Source organism: uncultured Jatrophihabitans sp., assembly GCF_964252635.1.
In the GTDB taxonomy this organism is placed as follows: Bacteria; Actinomycetota; Actinomycetes; order Mycobacteriales; family Jatrophihabitantaceae; genus Jatrophihabitans.
Map to the genome: position 1 here is coordinate 1 of NZ_CAXUNP010000035.1, position 14,844 is coordinate 14,844.

Sequence of the window (14,844 nt, forward strand, 5' to 3'; positions counted from 1 at the left end):
ACCCCAGCGAGCTGCTGATCACCGACCACGCCCGCGAGATCATCGAGCGTGTCGCCAGCCACGTCGATTTCGTCATCATCGACACGCCGCCGCTGCTGCCCGTCACCGACGGCGCCACGGTGGCCACGCTGGCCGACGCCACGCTGCTCGTGTGCCGTGGCGGCAAGACGACCCGCGAGCAGGCCGAGCGCTCGATCGACGCCCTGGAGAAGGTGGGCCGGCGGCCGGTCGGTGTGGTCCTCAACGCGGTCACCCGTGGGCGCGGCTCGTACAGCTACGAGTACGGCTACTACTACACCTCGAACACGTCCTCGACGCCCGGCGCCGCAGGCGAGCGCCCGAAGCGGCTGACCCGCGCGGCCACCGGCGTGGCGGCCGGCCAGGCCGCACCGGACGACGCCGGCACCGGCGCCGACAGCGAGCTGGACTTCTTCTCCGAACCCCGCGACGACAGCGACGCGGCCCCGGACACCTCCTCGTCCGACGTCGCGCGGTCGGCCAACGGGGCCAGCGAGCAGGACGAGCCGGGCCGCGGCACGTCGCTGGACCTCGACCGCCCCGGGCATCCCGCCGGCGCCGTCTCGTCGCGCAACGGGGCGCCCACGGACCCGGGCGTCTGGTCCCCGCCCGGGGCACCCAACGGCAGCAGCGGACAGCCCTCGCAGTACGGAACCTCCAGCCCGTCCGGGTCGAACTGACACCGGCGCGCGTCAGCGCGCGCCGAGGCCCAACGCCAGGATTGCCGCGTCGACCGCTTCGCTGATCTGAGCGCCGACGCGCCGGACCACGTCGGTCGGGGCGCCGAACGGGTCACCGATCTCGTCGGCCCCCGGTGCGACCGGCGGGGTGAAGCCGCGCAACCCGGCGATCTCACCGACCCGCACACGCAGGTCGTCTGCCGTGGGCGAGGGTGCCGAGGCTGCCGACGACGCGCCGAGTCGTGCGAACTCGCGCAGCGTGAACGTGCGGCGGAACGCCATGGGGGCCAGGCGCAGGACGGCGGCGCGGTGGTCGGACTCCGCGGTCAGCACCAGGTGCGCGCTCTCGGCCATCGACGCGGTGAGCCTGCGGGCCTGGTGCCGGTCGCCGTCGGCCCCCAGTTCGCGCAGGACGAGCGCCGACGGCCGGTCCATCGCATGGCCGACGAGACCGGACGTGCCCGCGCTCCCGGCCCGGACCGGAGCGTCAGCCGCGACACGCGCGAGGAAGAGCCGTTCGGCCATCGGAGACCGGCAGATGTTCCCCGTACAGACGAACAAGACATCGAATGGCACGTCGCACAGCCTGTCATCTCTACTATCGCCGTGTGCAGCGTCTCTCGTCCTGGCTCGTCGTCCTGCTCGCGCTGGCCGTGTTCGTGGCCGCCGGGTACATGGTGACGAAGAAGGACCACGTGCGCGATGCCGGCACCGTGTTGCCGGTCGACAGCGTGGGCGTGTCCACCCCCTCCGGCGGGAGCGCCTCCGGGTCGTCGTCGCGGAGCGGGTCGGCAGGGGCGCGGACCGTGGCCTTCCTCGGTGACGACTGGACCGCCGGCATCGGGGCCTCGGCGAGGTCCAAGCGCTTCACCACCTTGCTGGCCAAGGACCTGGGCGCCACCGAGCGGAACTTCGGCGTCGACGGCAGCGGCTACGCCAAGGCGTCGTCGAGCGGCGGTGCCTACGACGACCGCATCGACGACGTGGTGGCCGCGCGCCCGGACGTCGTGGTGGTGGCCGGGGGCCGCAACGACACCGCCGACTACGTGCCGACGTTGCAGAGCCGGACGAAGGCGTTGTTCGCGCGCCTGCATGAGTTGCTGCCGAAGGCGACGCTCGTTGCCGTGGCCCCGTTCTGGGGCGACAGCGACGCACCGTCGGATCTCGCGCCGGTGACCGCTGCCGTCAAGCGCTCCGTCGACGCGGCCGGGGGCACCTACCTGGCCGTCTCGGACCCCATCCGGGGCCACCCGTCCTACATGGCCAGCGACGCCGACCCGAACGACAAGGGGTACGCCGCGATCGCCGAGGCGCTCGCCCCGAAGCTGCGCGCCCTGCTGACCTGAACCGCCGCGGCGCCGCCGGTCAGCGGCGCGGGCGCCAGACCACGAGGGCGGTCGACGGCCCGTTGCGCGCCACCAGCTCGGCGTGGGCGTGGTCCAGCTCGGCGGCGAGCTCGGCGACCCGCTGGCGCAGCGCGTCGACGTGCGATTCGAGTTCGATGATCCGCTTGATGCCGGCCAGGTTGACGCCCTCGTCCTGCGACAGCCGCTGCACCTCGCGCAGCAGGGCGACGTCCCGCGCGGAGTAGCGCCGCCCGCCGCCCACCGTGCGGCCGGGCGTGACGAGCCCGAGCCGGTCGTACTGACGCAGCGTCTGGGCGTGCATGCCGGCGAGCTCGGCGGCGACCGAGATGACGAACACCGGGGCGTCCTCCGCGAACTCGCCGGGGATCCGGGTCCGGTCAGCCATGGTCGACTCCCCGGGTCTGTGCGGCGCGGACTGCGGCGGTGATCTGCGGGCGCGGGTCGTCGGGCGAGGCCGCGGCGAACGCCTCGAGGGCGCTCTTCGCGTCGTCGCTGAGCTTCTGGGGCACCGCGACCTCCACGGTGACCAGCAGGTCCCCGGCACCGGACCTGGTCGGCACGCCGCGCCCGCGCACTCGCAGCGTGCGTCCGGTCGGGGTTCCCGGTGCCACCTTGAGAGCCACCGAGCCGTCCATCGTCGGTACGCGCAGCGTGGTGCCCAGCGTGGCCTCGGCGAAGGTGAGCGGCACGGTCAGCGTGAGGTCGTCGCCGGTGCGGCCGAACAGGTCGCCGGGACGCACGTGGACCGTGACGTAGAGGTCGCCGGCCGGGCCGCCGTTCGCGCCGGGCGATCCCTTGCCGCTCAGGCGGATGCGGGCGCCGTCGCGGATACCCGACGGGATGCGCACCGTGATGGTGCGGGTCTTGATCGTCGACCCGCTGCCACGGCACTCGGGGCACGGGTCGTCGATGAGCTGGCCGGTCCCGCGGCAGTCGCGGCAGGGCTCGCTGAAACCGAAGCCGCCCTGGTTCGACATCACCGAACCCGAGCCGCCGCACGTCGGACAGGTCCGTGGGCTCGTACCGGGGCGGGCGCCGTTGCCGTGGCAGGTGTCGCACACGCCTGGGGAGGACAGCTTGAGCGGCAGGGTCGTGCCGCGGACGGCCTCGTCGAAGTCGAGGCTCATCTCGGCGTTCACGTCCTGACCGCGACGCGGACCGGCGGTGGTGCTGCGACCGCCCCGCGACGCGCTGGAGTTGGGGCCGAAGAGACCGTCGAACAGGTCCCCGAGATTGCTGCCGTTCGAGCCGCCGAACAGGTCGGACATGTCGAAGGACCCGGCCCCGCGGCCACCGTTGCGCATGCCGCCGTACCCGGCACCGGGGAACCCGCCGCCACCACCACCGGCGAACAGCGTGCGCGCTTCGTCGTACTCCTTGCGCTTCTCGGCGTCGGAGAGCACCCCGTAGGCCTCGGAGACCTCCTTGAACTTGGCCTCGGCCTTCGCGTCACCCGGGTTCTTGTCGGGGTGCAGGTCACGCGCCAGCTTGCGGTAGGTCTTCTTGATGTCGGCCGGCGACGCGTCCTTGGCGACGCCGAGCGCCTCGTAGTAGTCCTTCTCGATGTAGTCCTTGGTGCTCATGCGTCACCTCGCTTCCTCGTGGGCCGGATCGACGGTCGGGCCGGACTGATCGTGCGGGTCGGACGGGCGGCCGGGAAGTATCCCGGACCGCCCGTCCGGCGTCGGTCAGCTGATCGGTGGTCGGTCACCGTCGGCCGGTTCGTTGACGGGCTCGGCCGCCTGGTCGAACACGTCCTCGGCGGCTCCTTCGGCGCTGCCGGTGCCCGGCGACGCCGGGTCGCTGACCCCGACCATGGCCGGGCGCAGCAGACGGTCGCCGACCGTGTAGCCGGGCCGCATGATCGTCGTGCACGTCGGCACGCTGACCTCGCTGCTCTCGTCGTGCAGCACGGCCTCGTGGCGCGACGGATCGAACGGGTCGCCCACCTCGCCGAAGGCCGTCAGGCCCAGCTTGGACGTGACGCCCTCGAGCTTGTCGGCGACGGCCTTCAACGGGCCGGTCAGGTCGCCGTGCGCCGCGGCCCGGTCGAGGTCGTCGACGACGGGCAGCAGGTCGTTGAGCACCCGCGCCACCGCCGCGTCGCCGGCGAGAAGACGATCACGCTCGGCCCGCTTGCGGTAGTTCGCGTACTCGGCCTGCAGGCGCTGCAGATCGGCGGTGCGCTCGTCCAGCAGGCTCGCGGCCACGGTGGGCCCCTCCTCCTGCTCGACGACCGGTTCGCCCTCCGCCGCGTCGCGGTTGATCTTGCGATTGTCCGTGAAGCGGATGGGTGGCTCCTCGGGCTCGCGCTGATCGGGTGGGGTACTCACTTGTCGTCTCCGTCAGGGCCCTCGTCCACGACCTCGGCGTCGACGACGGTGTCGTCCTCGGCCTGAGCGGTCTTGGTGAAGTCCGGTCCGTCCGCGCCCGGAGCGGCGCCCTCGGCACCCTCACCGGCGGCCTGCGCGGCGGCGTACATGGCGCCACCCGCGTCGGAGGCGATGGTGCTGACCTTGTCCTGCGCCGCCTTGATGGCGTCGTAGTCGGCTCCCTCGAGGGTCTTCTTCAGCTCGTCGACCGCATCCTGCAGCTCGGCGCGCTTGTCGTCGGGCAGCTTGTCGCCGTTGTCGGCCAGAAACTTCTCGGTCGTGAACTGCAGGCCCTCGGCACCGTTGCGGATCTCCGCGTCGTCACGACGCTTCTTGTCCTCCTCGGCGTGCGCCTCGGCGTCCTTCATCATCCGGTCGATCTCGTCCTTCGACAGGCCCGAGCCCCCGGTGATCGTCATGCCCTGCTCCTTGTTGGTCGCAAGGTCCTTGGCGTGCACGTTGACGATGCCGTTGGCGTCGATGTCGAAGCTGACCTCGATCTGCGGGACGCCGCGCGGCGCCGGCGGCAGGCCGGTCAGCTCGAACATGCCGAGCTTCTTGTTGTACGCCGCGATGTCGCGCTCGCCCTGATAGACCTGGATCTGCACCGAGCCCTGGTTGTCGTCGGCGGTCGTGAAGATCTCCGAGCGCTTGGTCGGGATCGTCGTGTTCCGCTCGATGAGCTTGGTCATGATGCCGCCCTTGGTCTCGATGCCCAGCGAGAGCGGGGTGACATCGAGCAGCAGGACGTCCTTGACCTCGCCCTTGAGCACGCCGGCCTGCAGGGCGGCGCCGACGGCGACGACCTCGTCCGGGTTGACGCCCTTGTTCGGCTCCTTGCCGCCGGTGAGCTCCTTGACCAGCTCGGACACGGCCGGCATGCGGGTGGACCCACCCACGAGCACGACGTGGTCGATCTGGTTGACGCTGATGCCGGCGTCCTTGATGACGTTCTGGAACGGGGCCTTGGTGCGCTCGAGCAGATCGCCGGTGATCTTCTGGAACTCGGCGCGGGAGAGCGTCTCGTCCAGGAACAGCGGGTTCTTCTCGGCGTCCTGGGTGATGTAGGGCAGGTTGATGCCGGTGGAGTTCGAGCTGGACAGCTCGATCTTCGCCTTCTCGGCCGCCTCACGCAGGCGCTGCATGGCCATCTTGTCCTTGGTCAGGTCGATGCCGTGACCGCTCTTGAACTTGTCGACCAGCCAGTCGACGATGCGCTGGTCCCAGTCGTCGCCACCGAGGTGGTTGTCGCCGTTGGTGGCCTTGACCTCGATCACGCCGTCGCCGATCTCCAGCAGCGACACGTCGAAGGTGCCGCCACCGAGGTCGAAGACGAGGATCGTCTGCTCGGAGTCGCCCTTGTCCAGGCCGTAGGCCAGCGCCGCCGCGGTGGGCTCGTTGACGATGCGCAGGACGTTGAGACCCGCGATGGTGCCGGCCTCCTTGGTGGCCTGGCGCTGGGCGTCGCTGAAGTACGCGGGAACGGTGATCACCGCGTCGGTGACGTCCTCACCGAGGTAGGCCTCGGCGTCGCGCTTGATCTTCTGCAGCACGCGCGCGCTGATCTCCTGGGCGGTGTAGTCCTTGCCGTCGATCTTGACCGACCAGTCGCCCTCGCCGATGTGGCGCTTGACCGAACGGATCGTGCGATCGACGTTGGTCACTGCCTGACGCTTGGCGACCTCGCCGACCAGGACCTCGCCGTTCTTGGCGAACGCGACGACGCTGGGCGTCGTGCGGGATCCTTCGGCGTTCGCAATGACCTCCGGGTCGCCGCCGCTGAGGACGGCTACGGCAGAGTTGGTGGTTCCGAGGTCGATGCCGACCGCTCGTGCCATGGGTGATGCTCCTTCGTCTGGGTGATCGTTCCGTGTGGTTCTGTCCCGTTTGTGGTTCAGCGCCGCACTGGCGAGCGTGCTCGGTCGCACGGGCTCATGTCAAAAGAACTGAGTCAGGGGCGCTCAAGTTCCCGCTGGGCGTGTGACCTGGGCCACGAGCCGAGGCTGCACGAGATGAACGCCCGTTCCAGCCGCCCGGCACCGGCCGGAACGGCCCGTCATCCTGCAGCGCGCAGCTTTGCCAGCCGCCCCTGGCCGGCCGCCACGGCCGATCACGGCGGACGGGCGCGCCGACTGTGGACGCTCTGGCACCCGTCCACAGCCCGACGAAGGCCGCCGGGCACGAGCGACCCGGCACCGCCACCATCGGCCCGTGCCCAAACACGACGCGGAAACGCCCGACCTGCTGCCGGACCACCTGCCCGGACCGGACGGCGTGCCACGCATCCTCGGTCGCGACCAAGCCCTAGCCCTGGGCTTCACGCGACACGCGATCGCCCACCGGCTCGAAACCCGTCGGTGGCACCGCGTGCTGCCCCACACCTACCTGACCGGCCACACCCTGACGTGGGCCGACCGGCAGGACGCCGCGCTGGCGTTCGCCGGGTCCGACGCCCTGCTGACGTCGGGCGCGGCGCTCGCCGACCTCGGACTGCGGTGCGTGACCCGCCCGGACCGGATGCTGGTCCTTGTCCCGCCGTCCTGCCGGGTCCGTCCCACCGGCTGGGTACGAGTCCGGCGGACCACCCGGATGCCGTCTCCGGCCGCGGTGCCCGGCCCACGCCGCGCCGACCTGAGTCGGTGCGTCGCCGACCTCGCGGCCGAGAGGCAGTACCTCGACGACGTGCGGGCACTGGTGAGTGAGGCGTCCCGCCTCGGCTTGTGCAGCCTGGAGCAGCTCCGGGTCGAGCTCGCGGAAGGCCCGCGGCGGCACAGCGCTCACCTGCGCCAGGCCCTGCTCGACGCGGACCGGGGAGCGTGGTCGGCCCCCGAAGGTCGGGCGGCGACCATCCTCCGTCGCTCTGCGTTCCCGGATTTCGAGCAGAACGTGCCGATCAGGTTGCCCGACGGAAGGACGCTGATCGTGGACTTCCTGTGGCGCGCGCTGCGCGCCGTCCTGGAGATCGACAGCGACGAGCACCACTGGAACAGCCCGGGCGATCGTGACGCGACGACCCGTCGGCAGTCCGCGTTGATGACGGCCGGCTTCGCCACCATCAGCCGTCGCCCCGGACTGGTGCGCCGTCGACCGCAGGAGTTCACCCGGGACGTCGAGGCCTGGCTGACGGCGCGCACCCGCGAGCTGGCCGTGCGATGACGGTCCGTTGCGGCCCCCTGCACCCGGCCGGAACGGCCATTCACGCCGACCGGGCGGGGCGGAGGGTCAGCGCAGGGGGCGGGTGACGTCGCCGCGCAGGGTGTAGGTGCCCGGGCGCCGCGTGATCACCGTCGTCCACCCCAGGCCGTCGTCACGCACCCGCGCCGCGCTGCCGGGCTGGCCCGCGATCTCGGCGGTGAGGAACTTCGAATAGCGCACCCGGACCGGGAAGGTGCAGGCGCAGGGCACGGAGATGACCATCGTGGCCTGGCCGGCGTGGACGAGCCGTTGGGGCGGCGCGACGATGGGCGTCGGGTGCAGGACGCGGTACAGCACCCAGTCGCCCTGCCTGCTGACCTCGCGCAGGTACGGCAGGCCGCCGGCCTTCACCAACGCGTACTCGGGCGCATCCGTGTCGTCGTTGACGTTGTAGGCGACGTAGCCCACGGCGTTGTTGTCGATCCAGACCTTGTAGCTCGTCGCGTTCAGATGGGCCTTGTCCTCCAGGATCCTGTTCAGCTTGTGCTGCTCCTGGGTCTCGTAACCGCCGGCGAGGGCGGCGTGCCCGAGCAGGGCGTACGCCGCGGTGTGGACCTGGGGGTCCTGCACGACCTCGAGCCGGTAGTTGGCCCGGCCCGACACCCGGTCCAGCTGGCTGATCAGCGGTTGGTAGTAGGACGCCGCTGCCGCCGGGCTGCGGGAGTGCACCAGGTCGGCAGTGGTCGCGTAGGCGGCGCACGCCAGGGCGGGCGTGAGCGCCAGGGCGACGAGGCGAGGGCGCGCCGCCGCCGTCGCGGCCACCGCGGCGGGCAGGCACAGCCAGGGCAGGCGGCTCAGATTCGACCCGAGCCCGTTCGGGACCGCGAACACCAATGGCGCGGCGATCGCCGTGCACCACAACGCCACTCGCACCGCAGGTGCCGGCCGGGCGATCAGCATGAACAGCGCAGTCGCCGCGGCGAAGAACGCGGACTGGGCGGGATACCCCTGCGGCCCGGGCGTGCCGAAGAACAGCGCGATCCCGATCAGGGCCAGCCCGCAGGCGGCGCACAGCCAGAAGATCAGTCGCCGGTAGGACGGTTCGACCAGGAACGCCGCGCCGAGGACGAACAGCAGGAACGCGCCCGTGACCGGGGAGCAGAGCGCCGCGAGGACCATGCCGACCAGGGCCAGCCAGCCGCGACGCTCGCGCACGCCGATGAGGCCGATCAGGGCGGCGGCCGTGCCGACGGCGAACGGGATGCGCCCGCTCCACAGGTTCAGCCCGGCCGCGACCGTGGCCACCCACGTGGCGGCCGCGATGTGGCTGGTGCCGAGGGCGGCCCGACGCGCCAGCACCGTGATGGCGACGGTCGCCAGCGCGCCCGCGCCGAGAGCGCCCAGCAGCGCCGACAGGTAGGGGGTGACGACCGAGTAGTTGCCCGGCGTCGATCCCCCGCCGAACCAGGCGAACCAGTACCCGAGACCGACGCCGTGCGTGGCACCCGAGGCCCGGCTCAGTGCGGCCTGCAGGTCGCCGACGCTCGGGCGCGCGATCCAGAAACACAGAGCGTTCAGCGCCGCGACGAGCACGGGCCACAACGGGGCGGACCGGCTCCGGTCGACCCGCCACACCGCCCGGCGCCCAGCACGATCGGGTCGCTCGACCGGCGGCGACGACGTCGCCGCGCTGGCTGCCCGATCGTGGGCGACCGTGCTCATAACATGCAAGGGTCGCACAGCCCAGGCGCCGAGCCGGATCGTTATCAGCGCGCCCGGTCAGTCCGCCGGTCTGCGGCGCAGCAGCCCCGCGCCGGGGAGCTCGGAGATCACCGAGACGATCCGGTCGACGGTCGCCCCCAGCACCGCGACCTGACGTTGCGTGTCCGCGGCGGCACGCAGGGCGGGCACGGTCTCACGCCGCAACGTCTCGAGCGTCTCCGGCATCTCCCGCAGCACCCTCGGGTCGAGGGCGCCGGCGGCCTTCTCCAGCGGCCCGGTCAGCGTCCGGCTCGTGGTCTCGAACCGGGTGACCGCGGCGTCCAGCCGACCGACGGTCTGGTTGAAGCGTTCGAGCGCGTCGTTGAACGACCTCATCGTCTCCGGGAACTGCCCCACGAGTCGGGCGTTCTGTTCCAGCATGTCCTGCATCCAGCGGGCCTGCTGGTCGGCGGTGCGGGCGATCCCGCCCACGACGGGGATCGCGCCCACCGCGGCGGGGACACGCGACGACGGCGGAGGCTTCCTCGGCATGGCGGTCCTCTCGTCGTGCGGGCCATCGGGTGGGACCGGACACACCCCGGCCATCAAGTGGTTACCTGTCGGTAGTCACGCATAGTCTCAGGTCAGTCCGGTGGACGTCACGGTCGTCCCCGCAGCCACGGAGCCGCAAGGAGAACGCCGGTGCAGCACGACGTCATGGCGGAGAACTGGTTCGTCGACTGGCAGTACCACGACCCGGGCTGGGTCCGGATCGGGCTCGCGATCGCCATGCTGGTGATCACCGCGGCCATCGCCGGCCGCCGCATCGCGTGGCTGGTCACGCTGATCCGTTCAGGCAAGGCCGACAAGACCCGGCTCGAGGGCATCGAGGAGCGGGCGCGCGACCAGGTCGTCGAGGTCTTCGGGCAGAAGAAGCTGCTCAAGTGGAACGTCCCGGGCGTCGCCCACTTCCTGACGTTCTGGGGCTTCATCGTCCTGGGCCTGACCATCATCGAGGCCTACGGCGCGCTCGTCGTCAGCCGCGACTTCGCCTTCCCGATCTTCGGCCACGCCCGCTGGCTGGGTTTCCTCGAGGACTTCTTCGGCCTCGCCGTGCTGCTCGGCATCGTCTACTTCGCGATCAACCGGTTGCGCAACGCTCCCGAGCGCAAGAAGCGCGAGAGCCGGTTCTACGGCTCGCACACCGGCCCGGCGTGGCTGGTGCTCGGCTTCATCTTCCTGGTCGTGCTGACCCTGTTCATGTACCGCGGCGCGCAGTCGGCCTCCGGTCACTTCCCGTGGGGTGATTCGAAGGCCCCGTTCGTGTCCTGGGCCATCGGCAAGGCGCTGCCGTCGGGCTCCTACCTCACGGGCTTCGAGACCTTCTGGATCGTGGCGCAGATGGCCGTCATCTTCGCCTTCACCGTGCTGGTCGTGTACTCCAAGCACCTCCACATCGGCACGGCGCCGCTCAACGTCCTCACCAAGCGCGAGCCCGACGCCCTGGGCGCCCTGCTGCCGGTCACCGACGACGACGGCAAGCCGATCGATTTCATGGACGCCGAGAACCTGTCCGAGGACACCCTGTTCGGCAAGGGCAAGATCGAGGACTTCACCTGGAAGGGCTACCTCGACTTCGCCACCTGCACCGAGTGCGGTCGTTGCCAGTCGCAGTGCCCGGCCTGGAACACCGGCAAGCCGCTGTCGCCGAAGCTCGTGATCATGAACCTGCGCGACCACCTGTTCGCCAAGGCGCCGTACATCATCGGTGGCAAGTCGGTCCCCGCGGACGGGCAGGCCGAGTCCGAGAGCTCGACGAAGGCCCACGAGCCCGACTTCACCGACGAGGGAGTCGAGCCCGGCCACGGCGTGCCCGAGTCCGGGTTCGAGCGCGTGCAGGGTTCCGGCGTAGAGCAGGCGACCCGGCCCCTGGTGGGCGACGCGGCCAGCGGCGGCGTGATCGACCCCGACGTGCTCTGGTCGTGCACCACGTGCGGCGCCTGCGTCGAGCAGTGCCCCGTCGACATCGAGCACATCGACCACATCGTCGACATGCGCCGCTACCAGGTGCTCATCGAGTCCTCGTTCCCGTCCGAGGCCGGCGTGATGCTGCGCAACATCGAGAACAAGGGCAACCCGTGGGGCATGGCCAACAGCGGACGCAGCGAGTGGTTCTCCGACCTCTCGTTCGACGTGCGCGTCGCCGAGCCCGGCAGCAAGCTCGACCCCGAGGTCGAGTACCTGTTCTGGGTGGGTTGCGCCGGTGCCCTCGAGGACCGCTCGAAGAAGGTCACCGTGGCCTTCGCCGAGCTGCTGCACACCGCGGGCGTCGAGTTCGCCGTGCTCGGTGAGTCCGAGTCGTGCACCGGTGACCCGGCCCGCCGCCTCGGCAACGAGTTCCTGTTCCAGATGCAGGGCATGCAGAACGTCGAGACCATCAACTCGATCACCCGCGCGGAGCCGCTGAAGATCGTGGCCACCTGCCCGCACTGCTTCAACACCCTGGCCAACGAGTACCCGCAGGTCGGCGGTCACTACGAGGTCGTGCACCACACGCAGCTGCTCGCCAAGCTCGTCGACGAGGGCAAGCTGGTGCCGGTGGAGGCCATCGACAAGAAGGTCACCTACCACGACCCGTGCTACCTGGGGCGGCACAACAAGGTCTACACGCCGCCGCGCGAGGTGCTCGGCGCCATCCAGGGGCTCCGCTCGGAGGAGATGCACCGCTGCAAGGACCGCGGCTTCTGCTGCGGCGCCGGCGGGGCGCGGTTCTGGATGGAGGAGAAGATCGGCAAGCGGGTCAACGTCGAACGCACCGACGAGGCGCTCGGCCTCGACCCGGATGTGATCTCGACCGCGTGCCCGTTCTGCATGGTCATGCTGTCCGACGCGGTCGCGGCCAAGATCGGTGAGGGCGAGGCGCGCGAGGACGTGCAGGTGCTGGACGTCGCCCAGCTGCTGCGGCAGTCGATGCGCGGGCCCGCACCCGAGGCCAGCGACACGCCCGGCGCACCGGACCCGCGCGACACGGACCCCGAGACCGCGCCCACCGGCTGATCGGGCGCCGTCGAGCTCCGTACCCGCGCCGCAGGGGCACAGAATTTGCCCGGTGCGGATGCGTAGCCGAGGCTGAGACGCGTCATGGTTACCCATCTCGGCCCATTACCGTGTCCGCGGTGAACGCCGTAGCCGTGCCCAGCGCCTCGTCCCACCCGGAGACCCATGTCTGAGCCCCGCCACGGAGGCACACACGGCGGCGGCGGCCGGCGGCCGAAACCGCACAAGCCGGCCAAGCCGCCGTTCGACGAGGACGGCGCGAACTGGTTCGCCGTCAAGTGGCACCGCCACCTCGACCGGCGCCGGGCGAAGAAGGCCCGCATCAAGGCCATGCCCATGCGCCGTCGGGTGCTGCGCCGCACCCTCATCCTGGGCACCTGGGGCCTCGGGGCGCTCGCCAGCGTGATGGTCGTCGCGGTGGTGCTGTTCTACGCGCTCACCGACGTCCCGCGGCCCGAGGACCTGCCGTTGCCGCAGGTTGCCACGATCCAGTACGCCGACGGCTCGACCCTGGCCAAGATCGGCACGGTCGACCGCACGACCGTGCACCTGCAGGACGTGCCCGCCACGGTCCGCTGGGCGGTGCTGGCCGCCGAGGACCGTGGCTTCTACGACGAGAACGCCGTGTCGGTCAGGGGCACGCTGCGGGCGGCGCTGTCCGACATCGGTGGTGGCAACACCCAGGGTGGCTCCGGCATCACGCAGCAGTACGTGAAGAACGCCTACCTCAGCAACTCCCAGACCCTGAGCCGCAAGCTCAAGGAGCTCATGATCGCGGTCAAGCTGACGCGCGAGTACAGCAAGGACCAGATCCTCGAGTTCTACCTCAACACGGTCTACTTCGGCCGCAACACCTACGGCATCCAGGCTGCGTCGGAGGCCTACTTCGGGGTCGGCGTCGACAAGCTGAACACCGCGCAGGGTGCGTTGCTCGCCGGGTTGCTGCGGGCGCCCGGCTACTACGACCCCGCCGTCAACCTCACGGCCGCGAAGCAGCGCTGGCGCTACGTCCTCGACGGCATGGTCGACACCAAGCACCTGACCCAGGCCCAGGAGGACGCACTGCGCTTCCCGACGGTCAAGCCGCCGCGTGGCAACGGCATCGGCACGACCGGGTGGAAGTACCTCCTCAAGAACCAGGTCATGGCCGAGTTGCAGGCCCACGGCATCAGCGCCAGTGAGATCTCGGCGCGCGGCCTCACCATCCGCACGACCATCGACCCGAAGGCCCAGCGCGCGGCGTTGTCGGCCATCTCGACGAACTTCAAGCACCTCACCAAGAAGCAGCGCAACCTCAAGAACGCGCTGGTCGCCATCAACCCGACGTCCGGCGGCGTCCTCGCGTACTACGGCGGTACCGGACCGGACGTCAAGGGCAACGACGGCAAGATCGACTTCAACGACTACGCCAGCCGGGGCAACCGCCCGCCGGGCTCGTCGTTCAAGCCGTACGTGCTCGCCACCGTGCTGACCCAGACCATCAAGCAGGCCGAGGGCAAACCGCACTACACGATCAACAGCCAGGTCAACGGCAGCAAGTGCCTGGAGATCGAGGGCACCAAGATCTGCAACGACCCGGGCGACGACAGTGTCAGCAGCTCGAAGATCAGCGTGCGCAAGGCGATGAAGTACTCGCTGAACACCACGTTCGACCTGCTGGCCTCCGAGGCCGGCCCCGACCAGGTCGCCGACACCGCCCACGCCCTCGGCGTCTCGGTCGAGGACAGCAACGGCCAGAAGACCCTGCAGGACAAGAACGGCTCCACCAGCTTCGGCATCGGCATCGGCGACTACCCGGTGTCGACGATGGACCAGGCGAGCGGTTACGCGACCCTGGCCAACGGCGGCGTCCGCAACGACCCGTACCTCGTCGCCCAGGTCACCGACTCCGACGGCAACACCGTCTACCGGCACAAGGCCGATCCGCAGCAAGCGGTCGACAAGCGGGTGGCCAACGACGTGACACTCACCCTCAAGCCGATCGCCGCCTACTCCGACGACGGGTTGGACGGCGACCGCCAGTCGGCGGCCAAGACCGGTACCGAGGGCGTCAGCGGAGCCAGCGTCAACAACAGCGACGCGTGGATGGTGGGATTCACCCCGCAGGTCAGCGCCGCGGTGTGGGTGGGCAGCGGCCTGTCGCAGCCGATCTACGACGCGAACGGTAAACCACTGTACGGCTCGGACCTGCCAGGAAAGACGTGGAAGACGTTCATGGACGACTACCTCAAGGGCGCGAAGAAGGTGAAGCTGCCGACCAAGACGCTCATCGCGAGCGACGGCGGCACACCGGCCCCGACCACGCAGGCACCGACGCCGCCGCCGACGATCTCCGCGCCGCCGTCGGACACCGGCAAGCCGACCTTCGAGCCCAGTACCGGGTTCCCGAGCACGCCGTCCGCGCCCCCGAGCTCCCGCACCATCAGCCCCCCGCCGTCGCGCACGACGACGACGCCCACGCCGCCGTCGAGCACCTGTACCCCAGCCGTCCTGCAACCCTGCCCCGGCGGGTGA

General features: G+C 70.6%; 11 protein-coding genes and 1 pseudogene. 5 read left to right on the forward strand and 7 right to left on the reverse strand.

What is annotated here, in order from left to right:
- Positions 1–698, forward strand: a pseudogene (locus ACFFCA_RS14650) (hypothetical protein); the annotation flags it as partial.
- Between the two features lie 12 nt (positions 699–710).
- Here the strand turns inward: ACFFCA_RS14650 and ACFFCA_RS14655 are convergent.
- Positions 711–1,274, reverse strand: coding sequence for a hypothetical protein (locus ACFFCA_RS14655; RefSeq protein WP_375486041.1), 564 nt, complete (start codon positions 1,272–1,274; stop codon positions 711–713).
- A gap of 32 nt (positions 1,275–1,306) precedes the next feature.
- Here ACFFCA_RS14655 and ACFFCA_RS14660 point away from each other — a divergent pair, with 32 nt between their 5' ends.
- Positions 1,307–2,044 carry an SGNH/GDSL hydrolase family protein gene (locus ACFFCA_RS14660; protein WP_375486042.1) on the forward strand — a complete coding sequence of 246 codons (738 nt, stop codon included), beginning with the start codon at positions 1,307–1,309 and terminating at the stop codon, positions 2,042–2,044.
- 19 nt (positions 2,045–2,063) lie between these two features.
- On the opposite strand, the gene ACFFCA_RS14665 is transcribed toward ACFFCA_RS14660, so the two are convergent.
- From ACFFCA_RS14665 to dnaK, 4 genes are all read right to left on the reverse strand, one after another.
- Positions 2,064–2,450 (reverse strand): heat shock protein transcriptional repressor HspR, encoded by a 387-nt coding sequence (locus tag ACFFCA_RS14665; RefSeq protein ID WP_375486044.1) that lies wholly within the window; start codon positions 2,448–2,450, stop codon positions 2,064–2,066.
- Positions 2,443–3,648, reverse strand: coding sequence for a molecular chaperone DnaJ (gene dnaJ, locus ACFFCA_RS14670; protein WP_375486046.1), 1,206 nt, complete (start codon positions 3,646–3,648; stop codon positions 2,443–2,445). Before dnaJ ends, ACFFCA_RS14665 begins: the two co-directional genes overlap by 8 nt.
- A 105-nt stretch (positions 3,649–3,753) precedes the next feature.
- Complete coding sequence (grpE, locus tag ACFFCA_RS14675; protein ID WP_375486048.1) at positions 3,754–4,398, reverse strand: nucleotide exchange factor GrpE; 645 nt, start codon at positions 4,396–4,398, stop codon at positions 3,754–3,756.
- Positions 4,395–6,275 carry a molecular chaperone DnaK gene (gene dnaK / locus ACFFCA_RS14680; protein WP_375486050.1) on the reverse strand — a complete coding sequence of 627 codons (1,881 nt, stop codon included), beginning with the start codon at positions 6,273–6,275 and terminating at the stop codon, positions 4,395–4,397. Before dnaK ends, grpE begins: the two co-directional genes overlap by 4 nt.
- Before the next feature lie 373 nt (positions 6,276–6,648).
- Here dnaK and ACFFCA_RS14685 point away from each other — a divergent pair, with 373 nt between their 5' ends.
- Positions 6,649–7,593, forward strand: coding sequence for a hypothetical protein (locus ACFFCA_RS14685; protein ID WP_375486051.1), 945 nt, complete (start codon positions 6,649–6,651; stop codon positions 7,591–7,593).
- Between the two features lie 66 nt (positions 7,594–7,659).
- Here the strand turns inward: ACFFCA_RS14685 and ACFFCA_RS14690 are convergent, their stop codons facing one another.
- Positions 7,660–9,294, reverse strand: coding sequence for a hypothetical protein (locus ACFFCA_RS14690; protein WP_375486053.1), 1,635 nt, complete (start codon positions 9,292–9,294; stop codon positions 7,660–7,662).
- Positions 9,295–9,351: 57 nt separating this feature from the next.
- Positions 9,352–9,825, reverse strand: coding sequence for a hypothetical protein (locus ACFFCA_RS14695; RefSeq protein WP_375486054.1), 474 nt, complete (start codon positions 9,823–9,825; stop codon positions 9,352–9,354).
- A gap of 165 nt (positions 9,826–9,990) precedes the next feature.
- On the opposite strand from ACFFCA_RS14695, the gene ACFFCA_RS14700 reads away from it, so the two are divergent.
- Complete coding sequence (locus ACFFCA_RS14700; protein ID WP_375486111.1) at positions 9,991–12,330, forward strand: (Fe-S)-binding protein; 2,340 nt, start codon at positions 9,991–9,993, stop codon at positions 12,328–12,330.
- 165 nt (positions 12,331–12,495) lie between these two features.
- Entirely contained in the window at positions 12,496–14,844 is a 2,349-nt protein-coding gene (locus ACFFCA_RS14705; RefSeq protein ID WP_375486056.1) for a transglycosylase domain-containing protein, read from the forward strand.